This window comes from Photorhabdus viridis (assembly GCF_040256935.1).
GTDB lineage: Bacteria > Pseudomonadota > Gammaproteobacteria > Enterobacterales > Enterobacteriaceae > Photorhabdus > Photorhabdus viridis.
In genome coordinates this window covers 37,831-61,840 of the sequence record NZ_JBEJZY010000022.1, presented here as the reverse complement: position 1 = coordinate 61,840, position 24,010 = coordinate 37,831, and the positions used below count along the sequence as shown (strand labels likewise).

The 24,010-nt window shown below is 41.1% G+C and carries 24 protein-coding genes and 1 pseudogene; 12 read left to right on the top strand and 13 right to left on the bottom strand.

What is annotated here, in order from left to right:
• The first annotated feature begins 245 nt into the window (after positions 1–245).
• The 8 genes from ABR397_RS11305 to ABR397_RS11270 all read left to right on the top strand — a co-directional run bounded on the left by ABR397_RS11305 (position 246) and on the right by ABR397_RS11270 (position 8,181).
• Positions 246–743: a hypothetical protein gene (locus ABR397_RS11305; protein WP_350305844.1), complete on the top strand. Its 498-nt coding sequence runs from the start codon at positions 246–248 to the stop codon at positions 741–743.
• Complete coding sequence (locus ABR397_RS11300) at positions 743–1,219, top strand: hypothetical protein (RefSeq protein WP_350305843.1); 477 nt, start codon at positions 743–745, stop codon at positions 1,217–1,219. Before ABR397_RS11305 ends, ABR397_RS11300 begins: the two co-directional genes overlap by 1 nt.
• A gap of 506 nt (positions 1,220–1,725) precedes the next feature.
• Positions 1,726–2,895, top strand: a complete 1,170-nt coding sequence (locus ABR397_RS11295) for an MFS transporter (RefSeq protein WP_350305842.1) — start codon at positions 1,726–1,728, stop codon at positions 2,893–2,895.
• Between the two features lie 272 nt (positions 2,896–3,167).
• Positions 3,168–3,395 carry an AAA family ATPase gene (locus ABR397_RS11290; protein ID WP_350305841.1) on the top strand — a complete coding sequence of 76 codons (228 nt, stop codon included), beginning with the start codon at positions 3,168–3,170 and terminating at the stop codon, positions 3,393–3,395.
• Between the two features lie 218 nt (positions 3,396–3,613).
• A complete protein-coding gene (locus ABR397_RS11285) occupies positions 3,614–4,540 on the top strand; it encodes a radical SAM protein (RefSeq protein ID WP_350305840.1) in 927 nt (308 codons plus the stop codon).
• Entirely contained in the window at positions 4,533–5,741 is a 1,209-nt protein-coding gene (locus ABR397_RS11280; protein WP_350305839.1) for an ATP-grasp domain-containing protein, read from the top strand. The genes ABR397_RS11285 and ABR397_RS11280 overlap by 8 nt, the downstream gene beginning before the upstream one ends.
• A gap of 24 nt (positions 5,742–5,765) precedes the next feature.
• Entirely contained in the window at positions 5,766–6,977 is a 1,212-nt protein-coding gene (locus tag ABR397_RS11275; RefSeq protein WP_350305838.1) for an MFS transporter, read from the top strand.
• 10 nt (positions 6,978–6,987) lie between these two features.
• Complete coding sequence (locus ABR397_RS11270) at positions 6,988–8,181, top strand: MalY/PatB family protein (protein WP_350305837.1); 1,194 nt, start codon at positions 6,988–6,990, stop codon at positions 8,179–8,181.
• Positions 8,182–8,413: 232 nt separating this feature from the next.
• Here ABR397_RS11270 and ABR397_RS11265 read toward each other — a convergent pair whose 3' ends face one another.
• A complete protein-coding gene (locus ABR397_RS11265) occupies positions 8,414–9,598 on the bottom strand; it encodes a BaiN/RdsA family NAD(P)/FAD-dependent oxidoreductase (protein ID WP_350305836.1) in 1,185 nt (394 codons plus the stop codon).
• Positions 9,599–9,897: 299 nt separating this feature from the next.
• Between ABR397_RS11265 and pitA the strand changes: the two genes are divergently transcribed.
• On the top strand, positions 9,898–11,388 hold the full coding sequence (gene pitA / locus ABR397_RS11260; protein ID WP_350305835.1) for an inorganic phosphate transporter PitA: 1,491 nt from the start codon (positions 9,898–9,900) through the stop codon (positions 11,386–11,388).
• A 54-nt stretch (positions 11,389–11,442) separates the two neighbouring features.
• Here the strand turns inward: pitA and uspB are convergent, their stop codons facing one another.
• The 5 genes and pseudogenes from uspB to yihI form a co-directional block, all read right to left on the bottom strand.
• Positions 11,443–11,778: a universal stress protein UspB gene (gene uspB / locus ABR397_RS11255; protein WP_350305834.1), complete on the bottom strand. Its 336-nt coding sequence runs from the start codon at positions 11,776–11,778 to the stop codon at positions 11,443–11,445.
• A gap of 520 nt (positions 11,779–12,298) precedes the next feature.
• Positions 12,299–12,484 (bottom strand): annotated as a pseudogene (locus tag ABR397_RS25035) (transposase); the annotation flags it as partial.
• Positions 12,485–12,749: 265 nt separating this feature from the next.
• Positions 12,750–13,808, bottom strand: coding sequence for a low-specificity L-threonine aldolase (ltaE, locus tag ABR397_RS11245; RefSeq protein ID WP_350305833.1), 1,059 nt, complete (start codon positions 13,806–13,808; stop codon positions 12,750–12,752).
• A gap of 374 nt (positions 13,809–14,182) precedes the next feature.
• Positions 14,183–15,556 (bottom strand): oxygen-independent coproporphyrinogen III oxidase, encoded by a 1,374-nt coding sequence (gene hemN, locus ABR397_RS11240; protein ID WP_350305832.1) that lies wholly within the window; start codon positions 15,554–15,556, stop codon positions 14,183–14,185.
• A gap of 193 nt (positions 15,557–15,749) precedes the next feature.
• Positions 15,750–16,262 carry a Der GTPase-activating protein YihI gene (gene yihI / locus ABR397_RS11235; RefSeq protein ID WP_350305831.1) on the bottom strand — a complete coding sequence of 171 codons (513 nt, stop codon included), beginning with the start codon at positions 16,260–16,262 and terminating at the stop codon, positions 15,750–15,752.
• Positions 16,263–16,451: 189 nt separating this feature from the next.
• Here yihI and ABR397_RS11230 point away from each other — a divergent pair, with 189 nt between their 5' ends.
• The gene (locus ABR397_RS11230; RefSeq protein WP_350305830.1) at positions 16,452–17,915 is read left to right on the top strand and encodes a glycosyltransferase family 39 protein; all 1,464 of its coding nucleotides are present in this window, start codon (positions 16,452–16,454) and stop codon (positions 17,913–17,915) included.
• A gap of 65 nt (positions 17,916–17,980) precedes the next feature.
• Here ABR397_RS11230 and ABR397_RS11225 read toward each other — a convergent pair whose 3' ends face one another.
• A complete protein-coding gene (locus ABR397_RS11225; protein ID WP_350305829.1) occupies positions 17,981–18,106 on the bottom strand; it encodes a hypothetical protein in 126 nt (41 codons plus the stop codon).
• Between the two features lie 156 nt (positions 18,107–18,262).
• On the opposite strand from ABR397_RS11225, the gene ABR397_RS11220 reads away from it, so the two are divergent.
• On the top strand, positions 18,263–18,499 hold the full coding sequence (locus ABR397_RS11220; RefSeq protein WP_350305828.1) for a type II toxin-antitoxin system CcdA family antitoxin: 237 nt from the start codon (positions 18,263–18,265) through the stop codon (positions 18,497–18,499).
• Between the two features lie 2 nt (positions 18,500–18,501).
• On the top strand, positions 18,502–18,816 hold the full coding sequence (locus ABR397_RS11215; protein ID WP_350305827.1) for a CcdB family protein: 315 nt from the start codon (positions 18,502–18,504) through the stop codon (positions 18,814–18,816).
• 220 nt (positions 18,817–19,036) lie between these two features.
• On the opposite strand, the gene ABR397_RS11210 is transcribed toward ABR397_RS11215, so the two are convergent.
• The 6 genes from ABR397_RS11210 to pstA all read right to left on the bottom strand — a co-directional run bounded on the left by ABR397_RS11210 (position 19,037) and on the right by pstA (position 24,010).
• Positions 19,037–19,780, bottom strand: coding sequence for an amino acid ABC transporter permease (locus ABR397_RS11210; protein ID WP_350305826.1), 744 nt, complete (start codon positions 19,778–19,780; stop codon positions 19,037–19,039).
• Position 19,781: 1 nt separating this feature from the next.
• Positions 19,782–20,519, bottom strand: coding sequence for an amino acid ABC transporter permease (locus ABR397_RS11205; protein WP_350305825.1), 738 nt, complete (start codon positions 20,517–20,519; stop codon positions 19,782–19,784).
• A 79-nt stretch (positions 20,520–20,598) separates the two neighbouring features.
• On the bottom strand, positions 20,599–21,435 hold the full coding sequence (locus ABR397_RS11200) for an ABC transporter substrate-binding protein (protein ID WP_350305824.1): 837 nt from the start codon (positions 21,433–21,435) through the stop codon (positions 20,599–20,601).
• Positions 21,436–21,588: 153 nt separating this feature from the next.
• The gene (gene phoU, locus ABR397_RS11195; RefSeq protein ID WP_350305823.1) at positions 21,589–22,308 is read right to left on the bottom strand and encodes a phosphate signaling complex protein PhoU; all 720 of its coding nucleotides are present in this window, start codon (positions 22,306–22,308) and stop codon (positions 21,589–21,591) included.
• Between the two features lie 14 nt (positions 22,309–22,322).
• Entirely contained in the window at positions 22,323–23,093 is a 771-nt protein-coding gene (gene pstB / locus ABR397_RS11190; protein ID WP_407072875.1) for a phosphate ABC transporter ATP-binding protein PstB, read from the bottom strand.
• Positions 23,094–23,125: 32 nt separating this feature from the next.
• Complete coding sequence (pstA, locus tag ABR397_RS11185) at positions 23,126–24,010, bottom strand: phosphate ABC transporter permease PstA (protein ID WP_350305821.1); 885 nt, start codon at positions 24,008–24,010, stop codon at positions 23,126–23,128.

Below are 24,010 nucleotides of genomic sequence, written 5' to 3'. Positions count from 1 at the left end.
TCTTTGATCTGTTGGTTTGCTTGTATTCTCAAATAATTCATTTGATCTATTATTCTGACTTTATTCAGTAATAGCTTATATAATTAAGAAAAGCCAGTGATTGAAACAAATTAGAGGTAAATTATGAAGGAAATACAATTTCCTCTGTTTTGCAGAAAGACAATTTGGGTTCAGATTTAAAAAACACTATCAGACTATTTTCCGCAGTATTTTGTGATACTTAACGCACATTAAGGAGATGAAAAATGTCTAATCAAGCTGTGAATGAACAACATCCGCAATATGCGGTGGCAGAAGGGGAAAAACGTGCTATACGCACGATTAAGCTATTTATTTCTCTGGGTTTTATCGCAGAGGCTGGATTTCTTTTAATGAGTTTTATTTTATTTCCCGACAATGGCCCGCTGGTATGGCGTTTGGTATGGGCTCTTGGTTTATGCGGTATCGGCATGGGGGCCGCCGTTGGGGGATTGACCTATCTGCTCTCAGCCCGTTTTATGCCTGGAAGCGCTGGAGCTTATATCATGACCGCAGTGAGTAGTGCTCTGTTTTTCAGTGTTTGCCAGACACTTTGCTGGGGGTTGGACCATAACGTGGGGCTGAATTATTGGGGCTCAATAGACATGCCGTTGTTGTTCCTTATTAAGGGATACACTGCTGCACTCATTGCTGGTATTTTGGGCAGTTTTCTTCTTAACTCGATAAAAGGTGCAAGATTCCTTGACTGTCTAAAGGTGTTTTAGTGAATAAAGAATCGAGTTTGCCCAACAGCTTCGTTATTTCCGTATTTCTGGCTGTGCTGGCTGCATGTCTGAACCTTATATTGTGGCGTGCCGATATTCTGGAAATGGCGCACAACACTGCGCTGAAAGGGTTAATGGCTGTTTGGTATATATTGGGCTGGGGTTTTGCCGCAGGTTGCCTGACCGCTCTCGCCATCCATTCAATCAGAACAAGATTACCTCAGATGGCGGGGGCGGTGGTCGCCATGCTGATAAGTTTTCTGCTGGTTACGGGAACTTGCGGCCTGGTTTATGCCTACCTGACAAATTCCGCTTTCATGCAAATTGCTATGGGTGGCGAGGCTCATCATCATTCCCCAGTAAGTCAGGGAACTATTCTTGGTTTTATTGCGCAGCTACTGCCCAGTTTATGTGCGATCGTTATCTCGATAATAAATGCTTTTTCAATAAAAGTGGGAAAGTGGTTCAGGTTATGAGCCAGCTTTCAATGCGTAGCTAGTTGGCGGTTCTTCTCCCATCTTGTCATGGTGCTCAGTTCCCCGACATAAAGCGAAAGACACCAGGTCCCAGTTTTGCGAATGCAAGATTGGGGCTTTTTTTATATGTGTTGATATGTAATGCATTTATTAATTCTGAATGTAAATAAATGTGTACAATAAGATTAATGCGAGAAAATCATTCAATATTTCATGTGGTATATGTATGTATTTAAATTGTTTTTCAAATATAAGAATAAGGAATGTTGGGAGGTTATAAAAACATGAGTTGGCTCACAATAATAAAATTTTTAATTTAACAGCTAATTTACATAAAGGAATGTGTTGGCTTATATTTAATTTTACTTACGGTAAATAAATTAATGTTAACCTAAACTGTGAAAGGAGTAATTATGGACTATCAATTTCTAGATAATATTTTTTTTTACAAAATAAAGATAGGTGTAAATATATGTTTATGCCTATCATAATCTGGATGATAACCGATGAAAAAGTACATTAGTATAGGTGTAAATGAACTTGATACTTATCTTGATTATGCTATTTTAAGTATTATAGCTATATATAGTCTGCATTCTACGCCATCCGAAATGGGAATATTAGGTGCTTGCTTCGCTATTCCATTCCTGGTGGCAAGTGGATTATTTGGCAAGCTGTTTGACAACGGGAGTATATTAAAATGGAGGATACTGCTGTTCTTTATTAATGGCATTGTCATGCCTTTTTTATCTGTAGCTGATCCAATTATATTTCTTTATGTAATTACATTAATCAAGACAACTTGTCGGTGTGGTCTTGGAATATCAAATACAAAATTGAATATAGATGATAATGAATCTCAAAGATTTTATGAAATTTATGGATATATTACTAACTTTAGCAGGATAGCCATTCCATTATTTGTTGTTTATTTAAACACGTACTATGGGTTATGGTTTGTCCTGTCATTATCAATGATATTTAACTTAGTCGGCATGCTGACATCATACTTTGATAATACTTTTCGGTCTGATGAAAATAAAGATATAAATTCTACTGCCGTAGAACGTTTCTCACTTATACAGCAATTGAAAAGTAAACCGGACTTATATTTACTTGTTTCGGCCTATACTTTGTCAAACTTAGCCTTTTTTCTTAGCAATGATATGCTTGGTATCTTCTTCGAGAAGATTGGACAAAGTGAAAGTAGCATAGGCTACATAATTTCACTTCTCGGGATCGGTGGCATAGTAGGAACGAGAATTTCTGGTTGGTTACTTAAAAGATTGTCAGCCAAGAATCTCCTGTTATTTTCCATTATGGTTAACTTTGTGGCCTTTTGGGGGGTTGGTTTTTTAGACGCAAAAACAAATCATTATGCTACATACTATTTATTAATTTTCCTGGTTGGTACGGCTTCTGGTGTGACATTTTTCGCAATCAGATACGGCGTAAGAAATATTATTGGTTTTGAACATGTAGGGAAAGCTACAGGAGGTATACAGAAAATTTCATCTGTAGTGGCAATTTTGATGCCAATTATTGGGGGGTATACTGCAAAACTTATTTCTATCGAATTTACTTTCAAATTAACAAGTATCCTGCTTGCAGTGATATTCCTGTATTTTTTATTTAAAAAGTATAAATTAACTGAGAAGAGGAATATGTATGTATAATTCAAATAAGCTTATTGCAGGTCTCCGGTATCAGTAAGACCCTATAATTTTCTCAATATTGGTTGTTTAGAAGTTTCTCCTGATGCTCAGACGAGGGGCGATAAACACTCAAAAAGTTTTGATTGTTGTATAAGAACGTCATAAACCCACAAATAGACGGAGATTAAACCAGCAAATAGACGCTATACAAACCAGCATTTAGACGGTAGCATAACCAACAAATAGACGGGCCAATTTAAGCTTCATTCTCCACATTGCACAAAAGAACAGCTTTGAATAACACACTACACCCAAGATACATAGCACCACAGCTCAAGGTAGCATTGGTTGATACGCCAGTGGTGTGCCTGCTCGGTCCTCGCCAGGTCGGCAAAACAACGTTGGCGAAAGCGCTAGAGCCTGGGCGGGCTTACCTAACTTTTGATGACAGCACTTTGCTTAATGCGGCTAAAGCTGATCCTACGGGATTTGTACAAAGCTTGCCAGAACGTGTCACATAAAGCCCCAAGACATTCATATTTATCTTGATGTTGATACTTATATTGGTAGCAAAACATGTGGACAAGCTTGTAAGCATTGTTGGTTTGTTAACTATGAACACGTTAAAAAGTTAAAGTTTAAAGATAATGAAGGAGTAAATATTACTCGTTTTTTAAGATCAAAAGGTTATAAAGTCTATCCAAGATACACGGATAGTTTTGCTTATGATGGTGAACTGATGCGACATTATGGTGTTGCGAGAGCGAGAACTTATTTTGAAGGTGATACATCATCCAGCGTTGCAATGGAGAGTGGAGAGGCTTGGACAAGTGGTCGGCCATTATTAAGTGAAAAATCAGAGTCTCTTTTAGATACGGCAAGAGATTATGGATACCGGACAATCACACTTACTTTTCACGGATTAATTAACGAAAAAGGAATAATTTCTGATAGCTATGAATACCCAATAAAAGGGGTTTTGTATGGCACAGACCTTGAGCGTGTTTTAAAAATTATAAAGGATTACAACGCAAAAAATAGAGATATTTTTAATGGATTTAGAATAGGCATTGGTATCACTGTAGGGTCACACAACGTATCGAAAGAAATGCTCGAACGTTATCTAGATTATTTCAATAAAATAGGAATCGATACTCTGCGATTTAATAAATTCTTTGATCATGGAGGAAAGCACCCTCACCTAGAAATAACGCATCAAATGTGTGCTGATTTTTATAAGAATATAAAATATTTTCATGAAAATATTTTATTAAATTTTCAACTAGGTGTGAGTGAGGACTTTGGTTCTTTTGGGATAGATGTTTTAGGATTACCGCCATCTGTTGGTCATTGCCAGGCGGGCAAACAACTTTTTGCCATTATTCCGTTAAAAAATAAAAAAAGTAGAGAAAAGCATAAAAATTATTTTTATGAAGAGATTGGCGACATTGTAGGGTGTGTGAATATTTTTGAACCTAAAGTAGGAAACTTAACTAGAGTGACTAATGTCCACAATGAAACGATAACATATAAAGTTAATTTTTATCTTGATGAAATTAACGATCTTGTTAATAAAAGATTAAACGGTGTGTTAAAGAATGGGTGTTTTTCTCGTGAGCTAATGAATAACCTCTCTGGTAGATCGATAGAGATTAGAAATGTCTAATAGATTATTAGTAATAGAAAAAAACCCATCCGGTTCGATTGGGTTAAAAAAAGCAAAAGAACTGGGCGCTTATATTATATTCATTGGATCAAGGAAGTACTATAATAAAGTATCTGACAATGATTTACTCTATATTGATGAATTCTTCGAAGCAGATACTAATGATAATGAACTTGTTGTAAATATGGCTAAGCATATCAATGCTAAGAAAAAAATACAGGGTGTTATTACATTTATGGAGTTCTATGTTCCCCTTGCGGCTAAAGTAGCAGAAACATTAGGCCTTAAAGGAATAACATATGAAAATGCATTGAAAGCAAGAAACAAACACCTAATGAGAGAATCTTTTAGGCAAAAAAATGTTCCTATCCCTAAATACGCTCTAATTTCGAATGTTGACAGTGCAAAAATAGAAGCAGCCAAAATTGGGTATCCAAACATTATAAAACCTATTAACATGGCCGGAAGTCGAGGTGTTTTACGTAATGATAATGTCATCGAATTGGAAAGGAATTTCCGTGAAGTCTGTGAAATAACTCCTCCATTTGGAGTAAAAAAAGCTTCTTTATTTTTGATAGAAGAATATCTAGAAGGACAAGAATACAGTATTGAATCTATTTCCTTTAATGGTGTTGTGAACATTATCACAATTACTAAAAAATACGTATCAAATAATGGTTATTTTGTTGAATTAGGGCATACATTACCTGCTAATCTACCATTACAACAAAAAATCGAAATAGAAAAAGTGGTAACACAAGCTTTGCTCGCGTTAGGTATTTATAATGGAGGAGGACATACCGAGGTTAAGGTAACAAGTGATGGTGTCAAAGTCATTGAAGTAGGAGCTCGGTTAGGAGGAGATCATATTCCTGAATTAGTGGAAATGGCTACCGGTATTGATATGTGGAAAGCAGTTATCCAAGTTTCGTTAGATATTTCACCTGACTTGAGTAAGAAGTTCAATAAATATGCCGCTATTTCTTATATCACTGCACCTTCTGGCATTGTTAAAAAGATAAATTACACAAAGAATGACTTTGTCCATTTTGATGTTAACATTGGAGAACATATTAAATTACTGAAAAATAGCTCTCAACGATTAGGATATGCTATTGCGTGTGGCGTAACAGCGGAGCAAGCTGAATTTGAAAGTCACCACCTTAAAGAGAGTGTTATTATCGAAATAGAGTCAGCGTAACTCAATACGTATCCTGGTGAACTAATGGCATCTCTATTCAGATTATCTTTATTAAAACATTTACCTCCCCCAATTTTTATCATGTTACTGGGGACACTGTTAACAAGAGCCGCCTATTTTATGGTTTGGCCTTTTTTAGCGATGATCCTTTATCGGCAGTTTAACATGTCAGCGACAGGAATTGGCGGATTATTGGCGCTGTCAAGTATCTTAGGCTCAGTAACGGGCATTTATACCGGATATTTGTCTGATATTTTTTGCCGCAGAACAATAATGCTTATCGGGGTGATGATAAGCATTATTTCATTCATCATGATTTCCTTCTCATCTTCACCTATATTATATTTAATCTCTATATCCGGAATTAGTATTGGTCGTGCTCTGTTAGAAGCGTGTAGCAAAGCCTTAATTGGCGATTATATTAACTCCCCTAAAGAGAGAGAGTCAATACAATACTATCGATATTATTTGGTCAATGTTGGCGCTGCAATTGGTCCTTATATTGGATTAGCCTCTGGCCTATCGGCACAGAGAGAAACTTTTCTAATTACAGCCATTGTTTATTTTGTTTATGGTATTATGTTGCGTGTCTTTTTATTATCTTCAAAAAAAGAAGAAAAAATAAAAAAAGTCAGCAATGATATTAGTTTTACAAAAACATTGAACATAATTATTTCTCACCGAACATTCGTGATACTTCTATTATGTAATGTTCTTGTTATGTTTGTTTATGCTAACTTTGATTCTACGCTTGTTCAATATTTATCTAGATCAAATATCAACAATGTTACTAGTTTTATTGCTTTATTAGTTATTGTCAACTCATTGACAATTATCACTTTGCAAATGCCAATTTTATTTTTATTAAGAAATTTTACCCCAAGAATAAAAATATTAATTGGTATCATGTTAATTGCCGTAGCTCAAATCATTTTTGCATTCTCACCTATTAATACAGTTTATTATCTTTGTGTCGCAACTGTCATTCTGAGTTTTGGAGAAATAATTGCCATACCTACGTTTAATGTCGAAGTTGATAGGCTCACACCTCACCATTTAAGGGGAGCTTTTTTTGGTGCTTCCAATATGTCAAGTATTGGATCAGCTTTAGCCCCTATTTACGGAGGGATTATGCTTGATTTATTTAATGCTACTCTACTGTTTTCATTATTATCTCTAACTAGCTTGATAACTCTATTGATTTATTATACTTTTTTAATTAAAAAAAATAATTAATGGCGGATGTATGAATTTCAATTTTGATGTTATATTCGATCGTTCTATTTTTTCATCTACTAAATGGACATACCCTCAAGACCCGCTGTATACCGATAACAAGCCAACACCATTATGGGTAGCAGATATGGATTTTCAGTGTCCTCCTTCTGTCAGAAAAGCGCTTTTGAACATCATTGATTATGGTATATTGGGTTACACTAATTGTAGCTTATCAACATTAAATGCGATTATAGACTGGCAAAAAAACAGGCATGACTGGACAATTGAACCTGATTGGATTGTTCAGAGCCCAGGTGTTGTTACTGCGATTGATATTATAATTAATGCACTTTCGGAGCCCGATGATTCTATCATTATAATGACACCTGTTTATGGGGCATTTTCGCGCTCTATACTCGCCAATCAACGCTCCGCAATAACTGTTTCTCTTCATAATATTACTGGTCGATATTTACTTGATTTTGATGAGCTAGAAGAAAGCATTACAGTAAAAACAAAAATGCTTATCCTCTGTAATCCCCATAATCCAATTGGTAAAATTTGGTCTATTGACGAGCTCAATATCATTGGTAATATCTGTTTGAAACATAAAATAATCATCATATCAGATGATATTCACCAAGATTTAATTTTCAATAACCGTTCGCAATACACACCTTTAGCAGCTCTGCACCCTTATTTTTCTGAGATATGTATTACGTGTACCTCACCAAGTAAGACCTTTAATCTAGCAGGGCTGCAAACATCTAATATTATTATTAAAAATAATAAGCTACGTGAAAGAGTAAAAAAAGAATTTCTGCGATACGATATGTCCCGCCCCAACATGATAGGATTAGCCGCGTGTGAAGCAGCCTATAAAACAGGGCAGGAGTGGTTAGAAGCGCTTTTACTATATTTAAAGGGAAATTATAATTTATTACATACTATGCTGAATGGTGTTGAGGGTATTCGAGTGATTGAATCTGATGCATTATTTTTATCTTGGATAGACTTTCGGCAAACAAATATCAATTTAGATAGTTTGAATAATACATTAATTCAACAAGGAAAAGTTTGGTTAGATAATGGTGAAAAATTTGGTGCGGAAGGACATGGGTTTGCGAGATTGAATTTTGCTTGTCCTAGAAAGATATTAGAATCTTCAATTAAAAATATGCTCCATATCTGTCATTTTCAGAATGATGATTGCGTCAATTGACAGCGCTAAACCACCCAAGTCATGATTCCGGTAGTTAGAGCTGGATTAACGCAATAAGTGCAACGTGCGCCCCGTTACACCAGTGTTCATTTATTTCAATAATGCCAATTTTATCCGATGAAATAGATTATGCTAAATTTGCAGTTTTTGATGGGTTGAATACAGAAATATCAGTAAATTGCGCATCAAAAACTGCTCCTTACGGGCAAACTTTATTGTCTCTCCACAAAAGTCACAACGCTTGCGCACATGCCCAGGCGGAACTCCATGCCCACTGGAAATTATAGCCGCCAAGCCAGCCGGTGACGTCTACCACTTCACCGATAAAATAGAGTCCTTTTACCTGATTAGCCTCCATTGTTTTGGATGAAAGCTGATGAGTATCCACGCCGCCCATAGTAACCTCAGCAGTACGATAGCCTTCAGTACCGTTGGGTTGTACTTGCCATGACTGGAGGTTTGTCATCAATTGTTTTTGTTGAACTGAGTTCAGCTGTTTAAGAGAAACATCCGGGAGTTGGCCGAGTGTTTGCAGACATTCTGTCAGCCTCTTCGGTAATAATTTTGCCAAGGTATTCTTTACGCTTTGGTTTGGGTGAGCACTCCGTTCTGTCTCCAGAAACGTTTCCAGATCAATGTCTGGAAGTAAGTTAATACTCACAAACTCTCCCGGTTGCCAATAACTGGAAATTTGTAAAATTGCTGGACCAGAAAGTCCTCGGTGGGTGAACAGAATATTTTCTTTGAACAGCGTGCCATTTTCCGCGGTGACAATGGCGGGAACGGACACACCGGAAAGCACATGAAGTTGCTCCAGAAGTGGTTTATGCAGAGTAAAAGGCACGAGAGCGGCGCGGGTTGGCAAGACTTTCAGACCAAACTGTTCTGCAATCCGATAACCAAAAGGGGTTGCGCCAAGACCCGGCATAGATAACCCACCGGAAGCGATGACCAGTGAGCGTGTACTTACTTCCTTTCCGTTAACAGTGATAACGAAACCCAGCTCCTTTTTTTCTACGTGGCTAACTTCGCTGCGTAGGCGGATAGTGACTTGACCAGCCTCACACTCTTTTAACAACATATCAACTACCTGCTGGGCTGAATCATCGCAAAAAAGCTGTCCTAGGGTTTTTTCGTGGTAGACAATGCCATGGCGTTGGACCAGCTCAATGAAATCCCACTGTGTATAGCGGGCTAGGGCAGATTTACAGAAATGGGGATTAGCGGAAAGATAAGCTGATGATTCTGTGTACATATTAGTGAAGTTACAACGCCCACCGCCGGACATCAAAATCTTACGCCCGGTTTTTTTGCCATTGTCCAGAACCAGCACCTGTAAACCACGTTGCCCAGCTTGAGCTGCGCAAAACAGACCGGCTGCGCCGGCACCAACAATAACTACATCAAATCTTTCCACTGTTTCTCTCTTTATAACCGAATAATTTAGCGGGAACTTCCCTTAAAGTGTTGCATTTTTGATAATTTTGCGGAAAAAAGTCCCCGTATGACCTGAATTTGTCAGGTAAACTTATTTTTTGTCTTAAAATTGTCAATTTTTTAAAAGATATGCAATTTTATGATATATAAGGAATATTCCCATTTCTTATTGTTATCTGGTTGTCATGAAATCAAAAAAAGTTCATATTTCACTTTCCCCGCTAGCATTTGTCACTGATAATGCGCCGCGTTCATGTCCAACTAACTGGCTTAACGTTTATGCTACATCTTTTTACTGGCCTGGATTTTCACACCAGCCTAATGTTAGTACTGGCACTGCTGTTTGTGCTGTTTTATGAAGCCATTAATGGCTTTCATGATACCGCGAATGCGGTAGCAACAGTTATTTATACCCGTGCTATGCGAGCACAGTTCGCAGTCGTCATGGCTGGGGTATTTAACTTTTTTGGTGTTCTTCTTGGTGGATTAAGTGTCGCCTACGCGATTGTACATTTACTCCCTACCGATCTTCTGCTCAATGTCAGTTCTGCTCATGGTCTTGCCATGGTGTTTTCCATGCTGCTGGCTGCCATTGTCTGGAACCTTGGTACCTGGTATTTCGGTTTACCTGCATCCAGTTCTCATACCCTGATTGGTTCCATTATTGGTATTGGCTTGACCAATGCCATTGTGACCAATTCTTCTGTGGTTGATGCGCTGAATGTGCCGAAGATGATACAGATTTTCCTGTCGTTGATCCTCTCTCCTGTAATCGGATTGATCATTGCCGGGGCAATTGTGTTTCTGCTACGCCGTTACTGGAGTAGCACTAAGAAACGCAAACGTATTCATCTGACGCCCGCTGAACGCGAAAAGAAAGATGGTAAGCGTAAGCCGCCGTTCTGGACGCGTACTGCGCTGATTTTGTCTGCGGTAGGAGTCAGTTTCTCTCATGGGGCGAATGATGGTCAGAAAGGCATCGGTTTGATTATGCTGGTGCTGATCGGCGTAGCTCCGGCGGGATTTGTCGTAAACATGAATGCTAATGGCTATGACATTGCCCGTACTTACGATGCGGTTACTCACCTGCAACAATATTATCAGCGGCATGGTACCGCGTTATCTCATGCCATTGAACTGACGCCATTGGTTGCTGTTGCAGAAGATGAGTCGGAAGAGCGATTTCATTGTGACAGCACTCGCGCTGTAGTTGTTCTTAACCAGACAGAAAGCATATTGAAGGGCATTCAGAGCTATAGTGGGCTGAATCCTGAACAGCGTAATAATATGCGCCGCATGTTGATGTGTATTGCCGATACTGCGGAATCTGTGGCTAAACTGCCGGAAACCAGTGCTGAAGATGCCCGTTTCCTGAATAAACTGCGTAAAGACTTATTGTATACTGTTGAGTATGCACCTATCTGGATCATCATTGCAGTGGCGCTGGCACTATCTCTGGGAACTATGGTTGGCTGGCAACGCGTTGCGGTGACTATCGGCGAGAAGATTGGTAAGAAAGGTATGACCTACGCACAGGGTGTTTCAGCTCAGATGACTGCGGCTGTTTCAATTGGTGTGGCGAGTTATACCGGGATGCCGGTTTCGACTACACAGGTTCTTTCCTCTGCGGTAGCGGGGACGATGTTGGTTGATGGTGGTGGTGTTCAGGGTAAAACAATCAAGAGCATCATGTTGGCCTGGATACTGACCCTGCCGGTTTCAATTGGGTTATCCGGTATTTTCTACTGGTTCGCTTTGAAACTGATTTAATTGTTTTGACGAATAATTTGAAGGCGGTATGGGTTAACTATACCGCCTTTTGTTTTAATACCAAATCAACATCGAAATCAGACAAACAACAACTAATCCACTCAGCGCGCTCGTCAGAATAAATTGCCTCCTCAGCCGCTCACAGCGAAGCACCACTGCTGGATCATGATGATCCAGGTAACGTTGCGAATTGATATAGTGCACAAGCCTTATCTGCTTATTAAGCTGTCCATGAGCAGTAAAAAAACCGTTACCGTCTACTGATTGATAAAGCAAGGGATCGGACTGGCGAAGAATAGACAACAATGCCCGCAGTGAAGAGAAGTAGCGCATCATATTCATAATGCAGACAAGACACAGCGCCCAAAACAGTGCAATTGAACTGAACATAATCCCCTCCTTAGAATGGTTAGCCAAAGCTGTCACAAAAGGAAAAAAATCAAAACTGTAGGCGGTGACGCCTTATATTTATTGTAGGAAAGATAGTCAGATAGTACAAAAAAACCCTTTCGGGTGGCTTAAATTTGGGCAAAGACATAAAATGGCGGTCAAGTTGTGGTGATTGTTGCCGATACCAGATGGTAATAGTCAGAAGCGTTAATCCCTTAATGTGATGATATTTTGATAATAAGTACGGTTTATATAATGAAATTAATCATAAATTCCATTATTTGAGTTGTTGTAACCACTGAGTAGTTCAATGTAGTGGGAAATAAGGCTTTTTTGTGTGTTCTGCTGATTTTCATGTCTAACTCATTGTAGGTAACTAAATTTATGACTGAGTTAATATGAGATAGGGGGGAAGTACCAATGCCATGAATTTGCTTCCAATCTGGAATTTAATTTTGTAGAGCGAAAAACAGTCAAATTCAGGTGTTATGAAGATTGATAAAACACTAAATAGGAATGTAAATGGCAAACTTAATTTATTTAACTTTAACCAGTCTTTTACCTGCCCACTCCGGTGGTAACCGGCTCCGTCAAGGATAATATGAACCTTTTGATTGACCGGATAGGTTTCACGCAGGGCAATGAAGAACTCTGCGATGTGATAACTGTCGATACGGCCATATTCGCTGCAAAATAAATCTATTCTTGAAAAGTTAAATGCTTTTTATTTAAAATTGTGCCTTGAATAGTTAAATCACTCTGTAATATAGACTTAATAAACAATAATCATTACAAAAACAAATTTTAAATCTTCTGTCGTTCCCTTTTTATAAAGGGAACGATTAATTACTTATCTTCTTATATTAATCAAGAAAATTCTATTAATGACAATAGCACTCCTTCATGTATAAATAAATAGAGCAGAATTTGATAAATAGTACTCAAAATACTGTAAAAACTATTCAAAAAATTTAACCATAAATAGCACGAGTTTCAGTCACATTCTCGCACTTATCAGATCCAGCAACAGTAAGAAACTCACGCCACAACGTAATCAGTCGCTCAAGATCAGCACGAGAAACATTAAGGTGTGTCACTAAGCGGGTGATAGACTCTACGCTCAGCATCACACCTCGTTCTTTCATCCAAGGCCCCAACTGCGTGGCTTCATGTGCTGGTATGCGTAAAAATACCATATTAGTCTGTGCCCCAGGCGCCAAAACTTCCACACCCAGCTCACTCAATTGTTCAGCAAGCCACTGGGCATTATCATGATCCTCGCGTAACCGTTGAACATTATGCTGCAATGCATAACGCCCTGCGGCAGCTAATATTCCCGTCTGACGCATTCCTCCTCCAGTCATTTTGCGCCAACGCCGTGCCTGCCTGATGTATTCCGCATCACCACACAGTAAAGAACCCACCGGCGCTCCCAACCCCTTGGACAGACAGATGGTCAGAGTATCGCAATACTGAGAGAGAGTACTCAGTGGCACATCTAACGCCACAGCCGCATTGAGAATACGCGCCCCATCAACGTGCAATGCCAAGCCTTTCTCCTGCGTAAAAACTCTGGCCTGCTGCAAATATGCAAGTGGTAGTACCTTACCATCGTATGTATTTTCTATGCTGAGTAAACGGGTCCGGGCGAAATGAATATCGTCTGGCTTGATAACACTGGCGACAACATCCAGAGGCAATGTTCCATTAGCCGCCATATCAATCGGTTGCGGCTGTATACCGCCCAATACGGCAGCACCACCCGCTTCATATAGGTAGTTATGCGCTTTCTGACCCACAATATATTCATCACCCCGCTGGCAATGGGTGAGCAACGCCACTAAATTAGCTTGCGTACCAGTAGGCAGAAACAGCGCAGCTTCTTTACCAGCCAGTACAGCTCCTTCGTGTTCAAGCTGGTTAACATTAGGATCGTCGCCATACACATCATCGCCTACCTCTGCTAATGCCATGGCCTTACGCATAGCCTCGCAGGGTTGGGTAACAGTATCGCTACGTAAATCAATCATAGGTGGCTCCTGTATATTATTTTAAAAAATTATTTTGCTTAAATAGCCAGAGGATAATCTTTTTCATATCCGACAATGCCATAACTATATCTACTTATACTTTTAGTTAGATCATCGATATTAACTGTAATAGATAATATAGTTTTTGCCATAAACATCTCCGGTATAATTTACTGAAAAGTACCAAAACATCAGCAGAGTAAAAACATGGCGTAAAGCAATTTATAATTGATCTCTCAATGGCTATCAAAAGAGTTGGAAGTAACACTAAATTCGTTAAATGGTCAGAAGATTGTCCAAAACCTGCCAAGTGATATTGATATTTTTAAGATATAAGGGCAGGGATAATCACCCAGCCCTATTCAGTTGAATAATCAAATCACTTTCGAAAACTGTCGCTGGCGAACCGGCTGGCGCAGGTAAATATCAAAGCACATACAGATATTACGAATAAGCAACCGGCCCCGTGATGTCACCCGGATCTGTTTTTCATCCATTTCCACCAGCCCATCTGCAACCAATGGTGCCAATAATTGCAAATCTTCCGCGAAATACTGGGTAAAACTCAGATTATATTGTTGCTCAATATCAGCAAAATTTAGCCGGAAATTACAGATCAGCGCTTTAATCACATCACGGCGGATACAATCATCCTGAGACAGAGTTAAACCACGCCACAGGGCATGCCCCTGTTTTTCGACCTGTGTATAGTAGGTTTTTAACTCTTTCTGGTTCTGAGAATAGCTATCACCCAACATGCTAATAGCAGAAACGCCTATTCCCAGCAGGTCACACGCTTCCTGAGTGGTATAACCCTGAAAATTGCGGTGCAACCGCCCTTCCCTCTGAGCTACCGCCAGCTCATCATCTGGGCGAGCAAAATGATCCATGCCAATAAACTGGTAACCATTTTGCGTCAGTGTTGCGATGGTTTCTTGCAAAATATCTAACTTTTGTTCGACGCTTGGTAAATCATGCTCTTTGATTTTACGTTGGGCGGCAAACAGATTCGGTAAATGAGCATAATTGAAAACACTCATTCTGTCCGGTGATAACGCTAATACTCGTTTCAAAGTGAAAGCAAAACTTTCAGGCGTCTGTTTCGGCAAACCATAAATCAGGTCAATACTGGTGGAATTGAAACCGGTTTCACGGGCTCGTGTTACCAGAGCAAAGATAAAATCTTCATCCTGTTCTCGATTAACCAGACGTTGTACTTCTTTATTAAAGTCCTGCACTCCCATGCTCAGACGGTTAAAACCTTCACTGCGCAGGTGATTAATCACATCTAATTCAATTTCACGCGGATCGATTTCAATAGAAATTTCAGCATCCGGCAAAAAATTAAAATGGTGACGCAACATTCCCATCAATTTACTGATTTGGTTTTTGTCAAGATAGGTTGGCGTACCACCACCCCAATGCATCTGGCTAACGTTACGGCCAGAAAACAGTGTCGAACGCTCACGGATTTCACGTTCAAGCAGTTGCAGATATTCATCTGTTTTATGCTTCTGGCGAGTCACCTGTTTGTTGCAACCACAGAAATAACAGAGTTTATGGCAAAACGGGATATGGACGTAGAGAGAAAGCGGTCGTTCAGGATAACGGGCAGCTGACTGCATAAATGCAGAATTATCATACTGTTGATTGAATTCCAACGCCGTAGGGTATGAAGTATAACGGGGGCCGGAGTGGTTGTATTTCTGGATCAAAGGCAGATCCCAAACTATGGCTTGCTCAGACATTCTTATTCCTTCCGATGTTTCTGTCTACCAAAGCGCAATGCTTGCAGATGTTTGATATATTGCGCGATGGTGACTCTGCGCAGCCGGGTTTTACGCCGCGATAATCGCCATAGTTTACCCAATAACCACAACAGATAACACACTAAAAGTATGGTTATTGGGATTAATCCGCCTTTGATCATGGAGGATTAAATTAATTGCCTTTCAGCAGTTGCATAATATTATCTGGCTTCTCTTCTTCGCTTTCTTCCTCACCTAGCTCAATCCCCAACTCTTCCATCAAAACATCAATGCGATCCAGTGTGGCGTCAACATAAACATTATCTTCTTCAGACAGTTTTTCGCTATTTTCCAATCGCTCCAACAATGCATCCAAACGATCATCGTTTTCCAGCATTGCCAGCTCTTCCTGTAGCGACAGACGCGGTTTTGTCTCAGTTTTAGCGTTGGCCGCCACAGGTTTCATCGGTTTCTCTCCGACAATCAGTGGAACGGGCACTTTACTGCCAAGACGTGGATCACGCAGCTTCCTGCCTGCTTGATGTTTGTCGCTGCTTTGTTCCTTATGACGACTGCCTGCCGGATTACCACTGTGCTTTTTCTGGCGTTTACGCTCACGCCCTTCCGCATTCAATTCTTCGCGGCTTTTTCTTTTCTGTTTACCAGCAGATGCTTTCGCCGGTACTTTTTTCTTTAACTGGTTCATAGCCCGTTACTCAGTTTGGTTTATCAGGGTATTGCTGCGGCGGAATCTAGCAGAAACCACACGTATAGAAAAGCGCCACAAGCAATTCTTTCTCTTAAAAATCTAGCCAAAGTCCTTTATTATTCATGATTGGTTTAACCATCAGCGAATATTCTATTAATCTTGGCTTTCAATAAGTGATGAATTGATATGCTTTTTTCTGATACTTCTTCCTACAAGCCCATCTATTTATGGGTAATTAGTTATGCTTTGTTATGGATTATAGTGAGCTATTCATTTGACCCAACTGTCCCCTATGATGCCGTCGAAGCATTGAACTGGGGTAAAAATGGAGAATGGGGCTCACCTAAAAATCCGTGGCTGGTGGGCGCAATGATGCTGCCGGCTATCCATATAAACGGTATTTCATTAAGTTTTTACTGGTACTTCATACACTTTGTCGCTATCGCTATTGGTATGCTGGGTGTATGGCATCTGGCGTTCCGGCTGACAGGGAAAAAAGAGCTAGCATGGCTCGCCATGATGACATTGAACCTATCCGGTATTATCAATTTTGATATTATTCCTTACAACGATAATTATCTACTGGTTATGCTATGGCCGTGGACTATGCTGTTCTTCCTACGAGCGGTATATGACAATCCACGCTGGTGGATGGCATTTGCACTCAGTTCCGGGCTGGCAACAATGGGGAAATATTCCTCCCTGGCACTGGTTGGTTCGGTTTTTCTACTGACCCTGTTTGTACCCAAAGTTCGTCAGTGTTACCGCCAACCCGCTCTCTATATCGCCCTGGCTATCTGGTTTATGCTGGTATTACCTAATGTTTGGTGGTTGTGGAACAATGATTTTGCTGCTTTCAAATGGGTAGATTCACAGATTGATCGTGGTTTTAATTTGCATACTACCAGATCGTTATTATCTGTGTTTTATCCACTGATTATTGTTGGCATCATTATCTACACTCTTGGAGGCCGTATTGGCTGGCCAAAAGAGCAAGCGGGCCGACTGGCAAACATGGTTGTTCTGTTGCCATTACTGATTATCTATTGCTGGTTCTCATTCAATGAGGGCGGAAGAATGACTGAATGGTTGCAGCCCTTTATGTCTGTTTCATCAGCGCTGTTAGTTGGTTCTATCACCCGTTTTCCACAAAAATCATTACTCAGCACTCTGCGCGGGTTGGCAGTCACCGCAGTATTGGTTTTGATGGGATATGTTTTTGTTATGGCCGCTAATATCCGTGGCGCCGGCCATGAATTTGAAGGTATCAAAGATTTTTCCTGGCAGTTGGATCAACGCTGGCATCAGCTCTATTCAACACCATTGCATTATGTCGGGGGCGAATACTTGCATCAGTGGCTAACTTTCTACGCACCAAGTCAACCAGATACGATCCAACCCTGGACGTTGGAAGGGCAAGCGCCAAATGTCTATAACCGCCATGTTAAAGCAAGCGATATTGTACGTGACGGCGCTATTTTGATCGGAGGAAAGGGCAAAACCTGTGAACAGGAAGATTTTCACGACGTTTTACAAGACTGGCCCAAACTGAAAATAAACAGCACTGAGGAGTTTCTTTTCCAGCCTGAACCTGAAACGCAACCAATACTGATCTGCGTAGGTTTTGTGTCGCCAGAAAAATATCCGTAGTTTTCTCTGAAATTTGAAAGCCTGATTTAACAGGCTTTCAACACTTCATACGCCTTTAATGTGCATCAATAAACACCATTTTCAGTACAAACAACCGTTGTCAAACTTGGCGGTAAATCAAATATCCCGTTATATTCCACATCTCCCAATATCAGGCCAATTACCGTGGTGATCACAATAGAAATCGACACGGCTGCATGAATATTTTGCTAATAATTTGATAAATACGCTGGCGTGTAAGTAGCTTTCCATAATGTTAAACAAGACGAAAAAACCGACATTCAGAACTACAGTTCGTGTAAGTATACGTGTATATTACACGCATACTCAAATGCCGGAGATAAATCATGACAGCAAGACAACGCAACACACAGAGCGTCACAATGACCGTAGAACGAGGCTTACTGAACCGGGCTCGTGAAGCAGGTATTAACTTTAGCGCCACACTGACCGCCGCCTTGGATGCTGAATTACGCCATCACGAAGCGCTGAAATGGCAGGAAGATAATAGGGAGGCTCTGGAGGCGTTAAACCGTTTCCATGACGAACATGGTTGTTTCAGTGATGAATACAGGACATTTTAACGATGCAATTCACTGTTTACCGTAATACTGGGAAAAACGTTGTTTATCCCCTGTTGTTGGACGTCACGAGTGACATTATCGGGCGGTTAAACCGCCGAATTGTGATCCCACTGCTGCCAGTTGAAAAATATCCTGACAACAGTCGCCCTGTTCGAATGATCCCCCTTATCAGGCTGATAAACGACAAAGAATATGCTGTCATGACTCACGAACTGGCCAGTATATCTGTTCATGCTTTGGGTGCTGAATTTTGCGATGCATCGCAATATCGTAATCAGGTAAAAGCGGCACTCGATTTCCTCTTTGACGGTATTTAAGTCGGATAAGCGCAGTCTGGCAACAGACTGCGTTCACTTGCCGCCGCGCTGCAACTTGAAATCTATTGGGTATAACCACTTATTTATTTAATTCAATGAGTTAATTATTATTTACGTTTCAATAACATAAAACCAGAAAAATAAATTAACATTAAAAATCCCCCTATAATTAAAATAGGGAGATTATGCCGTAAATACAAACCATTAAATAAAGAAAGAATTAATATTGGGGAGCCAAAATTAATTTTTCCTTCCGCCAAAAACGGAAAATAGACATTTTCCTGGGTTGCAGAGAAAAACGGCGAACAATATAGTTTGCTGTCAATTCCAGCGTCAGACACATCACAAAATAAATCAACGCGACAAATAAAAAGACTTCTGTCGGATAAACCATACTGCGGTTATTCACCTGAGTTGCCAGGAATGACAGTTCTGCCACACCAACAATATAGGCCAGAGAAGTGTCTTTTATCAGAGCGATCCATTGATTAATAAAGGAAGGCGCCATCATGCGTAATGCCTGTGGCAAAACAATGTACCAAAGTACCTGCCAACGGTTGAAACCTAATGATAACCCAGCCTGCCACTGACCCGCACCAATCGCAATAATTCCCGCTTTCACCCCATGAGCCAGATAAGCAGAGGTGATCAACGCCAGAGCACAAACCACTGTAGTGATTTCAGGAATTTCCATACCAAGCATCACAGGCAACAGGAAGTAAGTCCAGAAAATCAGCATAATGACGGGAATTGCACGGAAAAAGCCCAATACTGCGGCTAACAGGTTAACCCAGAAGCCTTTCAGCATTGCCAAAGCAACACCTGCAACTGTACCCAATACAATAGAAATCACACCAGCCATCAGGCTAATAACTAATGTCAATGCCGCGCCTTCAAGGGGGCCATCAGGGAAGGTTCCTAACAGTAGGTAGCGCCAGTTTTCTGCAATGACTGAAAAATCCATTTTAATGTCCTCTTGCTATAGCTTGTTGTTGACGCCATTGTCCCCAGCCTTCCATGACCGCAATCGTGACGATATACAACACCGTCGCAACACCGAATGCTTCAAATGTTCTCAGTGTTTCAGTTTCCACCTGACGCGAAGCATATGACAGTTCAGCCACACCAATCGCCATTGTCAGCGACGAGTTTTTCACAATATTCATGTACTGTCCCAGTAATGGCGGCATTGCTATCTTCAACGCCTGCGGCAGTACGACATAACGCATTGCCTGCCAGCCGGTCAGTCCCAATGCATGAGCCGCATACTTCTGCCCCCGCCCTACGCCCTGAATACCTGCCCGTAATTCTTCCGCGACAAATGGGGCAGAATAGAGGGTCAAACCGATAAATCCAGCCAGAAATTCAAACGAAGGCCATGCCAATGATAGACCTAACAGATTGATTTCATGAGGTGTATTCAGCCAGAACATCACCTCTTGCGGCAATATTTGCCCTGATGCAAAGTACCAGAAAAACAGTTGCACTAGCAGAGGCGTATTGCGAAACAAGGTGGTGTAAGCCGTCACCGGCCAACGGAGAATTTTTAGTTGGCTGTCACGGGCAGCAGCCAGAACAAAGCCCAGCAATGTGGAAGCCACAACGGTACAAGCGGATATCCACAGCGTAATCAGGAAACCCTGCCAAAGCCACGCCAGGTATTGGGGAGCAAGCACGTATTCTGTAACAAATAACTCAAACATATCTTACGATTACCAAACATTACCAATGGCAAAACCCCGCAACACAAGGCGCAGGGCTGATTACCAAGGTTTATAACTATCAGGACTTAGCTTGCTGCTCCAAAGGCGCAAACTTAAAGTCACCTCGCGGCTGAGACGATTTGGTCTCCGGGCCAAACCAACGGTTATAAATTTTCTCTGCTTCACCCTCTTTTTCCAGTTTCAGCAGCGTTTGGTTCACTGCTTCAACCAGATGTTCTTCCCCTTTTGCCGCAGCCACAGCCTGATATTCACGGGTGATGCTGAAAGGAGAGATCTCAAACTCCGCTTTTTGTGCTGCCGGTACGTTAGCCAGCAGACCGACCAGTTTAGCGTCATCCTGAGTGATTGCTTGTACATTGCCGTTACGCAGCGCAGCAAATGCCAAAGGCGTATCGTCATAAGAGATGACTTTTGCCGTTGGATAATGCTCACGCAGAGTAATTTCCTGTACTGTTCCCTTATCAGCACCGATACGTAGGTTTTTAATGTCATCCGGAGATTTCAGAACGCCTTTACGGGCAATAAATTTTTGCCCAGTGGCAAAATAAGGGATTGAAAAATCAACTTGTTTAGCACGCTCATCCGTTACCGTAAAGTTGGCGGCAATCAGATCAATTTTTTTTGATGCCAACAGGGGTAAACGGTTTGCCGGGTTAGTCGGACGCAGTTCCAATTTAACACCAAGGTCATTTGCAATCGCGTTTGCGATATCCACATCATAACCCGCCAGTTTTTTGGTTTGCGGGTCAATAAAACCAAACGGGGGATTACTGTCAAAAACAGCGATCCGCACTGTACCGGCTTTTTTAATATCATCCAGTTTATCGGCCTTCGCAACACCAGTAACCAGTGTTAACCCAGCCAGCAACGCCACGACAAGAACGCGGGATTTCATTGAAAACTCCTGACGGTAATTAAATATTTATTAATCATCACAAGCTATCAATTTCACTATAGTGCAGGAAATAATATAAAAAACTATATTTATAACTATTAAGAATTATAAGACAAAACAATGCCGGCAAAAAATGCCAGCATTGTCAGCGAGTTACTTGTTATCTTTAGTCAGCAGCCTTTCCAATTCATCACCACCTACATGCCGGAAATCCTGTCCTTTGACAAAGTAGAAAATAAATTCACAGATGTTCTGGCAACGGTCGCCAATCCGTTCAATAGAACGGGCACAAAGCAGAGCTGTCAGCACACTTGGGATGGTTCTGGGATCTTCCATCATATAAGTCATCAGTTGGCGGACAATGCCTTCATATTCTTTATCCACCTTTTTATCTTCGTGATAGATACGAATAGCCTCTTCCAGATCCATGCGGGCAAAAGCATCTAAAACATCATGCAGCATCTGGATAGTATGGCAGCCAAGCGATTCCAAACTCACCAACAGTGGCTGATGCTGATGTGAAAATTTCTCAAGTGCCGTCTGGCAAATTTTCTTTGCCACATCACCGATTCTTTCCAGTTCAGCAATGGTTTTCGAGATTGACATAATCAGCCGCAGATCACTGGCCGTCGGCTGGCGCTTGGCTATGATACGAACACATGCTTCATCAATAGCGACTTCCATCATATTGACTTTATGATCGTCCTCAATCACTTCACGCGCCAGTTCCGCATCCTGATTATGCATTGAGGTAATCGCTTTGGAGAGTTGTTCTTCCACCAGCCCGCCCATCACCATCAGCTCAGTACGGATATGCTCCAGTTCAGCATTAAACTGACCTGAAATATGTTTATTGAGATTCAGATTGTCCATGTTACGCCCCATAATCAACCATAACGACCGGTAATATAGTCTTCAGTTTGTTTCATTTTTGGTGTGGTAAACAATGTGTCTGTATCACTAAATTCAATCAATTCACCAAGGTACATAAACGCGGTATGATCTGAACAACGCGCGGCCTGCTGCATATTGTGAGTCACAATTACCACGGTATATTCAGATTTCAATTCGCTGATCAGCTCCTCAATACGACTGGTAGAAATTGGGTCAAGTGCGGAGCAAGGCTCATCCAATAATAGAACGTCCGGACGGATCGCAATGCCGCGGGCAATACATAAACGCTGCTGCTGACCACCAGACAGACTGTATCCGCTCTGATGTAATTTATCCCTGGTTTCATTCCACAATGCGGCTTTGGTCAAAGCCCACTGAATACGTTCATCCATTTCTGCTCTTGAGAGTTTCTCAAACAGACGGACACCAAAAGCGATATTGTCATAAATAGACATCGGGAATGGGGTCGGCTTCTGGAATACCATTCCCACTTTGGCACGCAGCAACGCTACATCCTGTTTATCCGTCAGGATATTATTGCCATCCAGCAAAATTTCTCCCTCTGCCTGCTGCTCTCCATACAATTCATACATTTTATTGAAAGTCCGTAGCAACGTAGACTTACCGCAACCAGACGGACCAATAAAAGCCGTTACTTTATTCTTTGCAATATTCAACGTAATGTTTTTCAGCGCGTGAAATTTGCCGTAATAAAAGTTCAGATCACGTACCTGAATTTTACTGCCAGCGATATCATTAGCCATGTTCATTTATTTCTCTCTGTTGAAAATATCAGTCAGTGCTTTTTCTTGGCAAACAGCACACGCGCTACAATGTTAATCAGCAATACACACAGGGTTATCAATAATACGCCTGCCCACGCCAGTTGTTGCCATTCGGAAAATGGACTCATCGCAAATTTAAAAATAGTGACCGGCAAGTTGGCAATTGGCTGGCTCAAATCAGTACTCCAGAACTGATTTGAAAGAGAGGTGAACAGCAACGGCGCTGTTTCCCCAGCAATTCGGGCAATTGCCAGCAACACACCGGTGATAATGCCGGATACCGAAGCTTTCAGCGTGATGGCCGAAATCATCTTCCATTTAGGCGTTCCCAAGGCATAGGCGGCTTCACGTAAGCTATCAGGAACCAGTTTCAACATGTTTTCAGTGGTTCTGATGACAATCGGCACTTGCAACAACGCTAAGGCAATCACCCCTGCCCAACCGGAAAAGTGCTGCATTTTCGTTACAACGACAGTGTAAACAAACAAGCCGACGACAATAGAAGGCGCTGACAGCAAGATATCGTTGATAAAGCGGATCACCTCTGCCAGCCATGAACGGCGGCCATACTCGGCCAGATAGATACCCGCCATGATCCCCAACGGAGTACCGATAATCGTCGCCCATAAAATCAACAATCCACTGCCAACAATGGCATTTGCCAAGCCACCACCTTCGGTATTCGGTGGCGGCGTCATTTCCGTGAACAACGCCAGTGACATACCATCGAGGCCTTTGGTGACTGTGGAGAACAGAATCCACACCAGCCAGAACAAACCAAACAACATGGTTGCCATTGATAACAGCAGAGCGAGCCGGTTTTTCTGACGGCGCCATGCCTGCTTACGACTGCGTGCATTTTCATCAACAGGCTTTTGTCCATCCATTGTTGCCAT

Coding starts and splice junctions, on each gene's coding strand:
- ABR397_RS11305 (WP_350305844.1), top strand. CDS start 246: ATGTCTAATCAAGCTGTGAATGAACAACATCCGCAATATGCGGTGGCA.
- ABR397_RS11295 (WP_350305842.1), top strand. CDS start 1,726: ATGAAAAAGTACATTAGTATAGGTGTAAATGAACTTGATACTTATCTT.
- ABR397_RS11285 (WP_350305840.1), top strand. CDS start 3,614: ATGCGACATTATGGTGTTGCGAGAGCGAGAACTTATTTTGAAGGTGAT.
- ABR397_RS11280 (WP_350305839.1), top strand. CDS start 4,533: ATGTCTAATAGATTATTAGTAATAGAAAAAAACCCATCCGGTTCGATT.
- ABR397_RS11275 (WP_350305838.1), top strand. CDS start 5,766: ATGGCATCTCTATTCAGATTATCTTTATTAAAACATTTACCTCCCCCA.
- ABR397_RS11270 (WP_350305837.1), top strand. CDS start 6,988: ATGAATTTCAATTTTGATGTTATATTCGATCGTTCTATTTTTTCATCT.
- pitA (WP_350305835.1), top strand. CDS start 9,898: ATGCTACATCTTTTTACTGGCCTGGATTTTCACACCAGCCTAATGTTA.
- uspB (WP_350305834.1), bottom strand. CDS start 11,778: ATGTTCAGTTCAATTGCACTGTTTTGGGCGCTGTGTCTTGTCTGCATT.
- ltaE (WP_350305833.1), bottom strand. CDS start 13,808: ATGATTGATTTACGTAGCGATACTGTTACCCAACCCTGCGAGGCTATG.
- hemN (WP_350305832.1), bottom strand. CDS start 15,556: ATGTCTGAGCAAGCCATAGTTTGGGATCTGCCTTTGATCCAGAAATAC.
- yihI (WP_350305831.1), bottom strand. CDS start 16,262: ATGAACCAGTTAAAGAAAAAAGTACCGGCGAAAGCATCTGCTGGTAAA.
- ABR397_RS11230 (WP_350305830.1), top strand. CDS start 16,452: ATGCTTTTTTCTGATACTTCTTCCTACAAGCCCATCTATTTATGGGTA.
- ABR397_RS11220 (WP_350305828.1), top strand. CDS start 18,263: ATGACAGCAAGACAACGCAACACACAGAGCGTCACAATGACCGTAGAA.
- ABR397_RS11215 (WP_350305827.1), top strand. CDS start 18,502: ATGCAATTCACTGTTTACCGTAATACTGGGAAAAACGTTGTTTATCCC.
- ABR397_RS11210 (WP_350305826.1), bottom strand. CDS start 19,780: ATGGATTTTTCAGTCATTGCAGAAAACTGGCGCTACCTACTGTTAGGA.
- ABR397_RS11205 (WP_350305825.1), bottom strand. CDS start 20,519: ATGTTTGAGTTATTTGTTACAGAATACGTGCTTGCTCCCCAATACCTG.
- ABR397_RS11200 (WP_350305824.1), bottom strand. CDS start 21,435: ATGAAATCCCGCGTTCTTGTCGTGGCGTTGCTGGCTGGGTTAACACTG.
- phoU (WP_350305823.1), bottom strand. CDS start 22,308: ATGGACAATCTGAATCTCAATAAACATATTTCAGGTCAGTTTAATGCT.
- pstB (WP_407072875.1), bottom strand. CDS start 23,093: ATGGCTAATGATATCGCTGGCAGTAAAATTCAGGTACGTGATCTGAAC.
- pstA (WP_350305821.1), bottom strand. CDS start 24,010: ATGGCAACAATGGATGGACAAAAGCCTGTTGATGAAAATGCACGCAGT.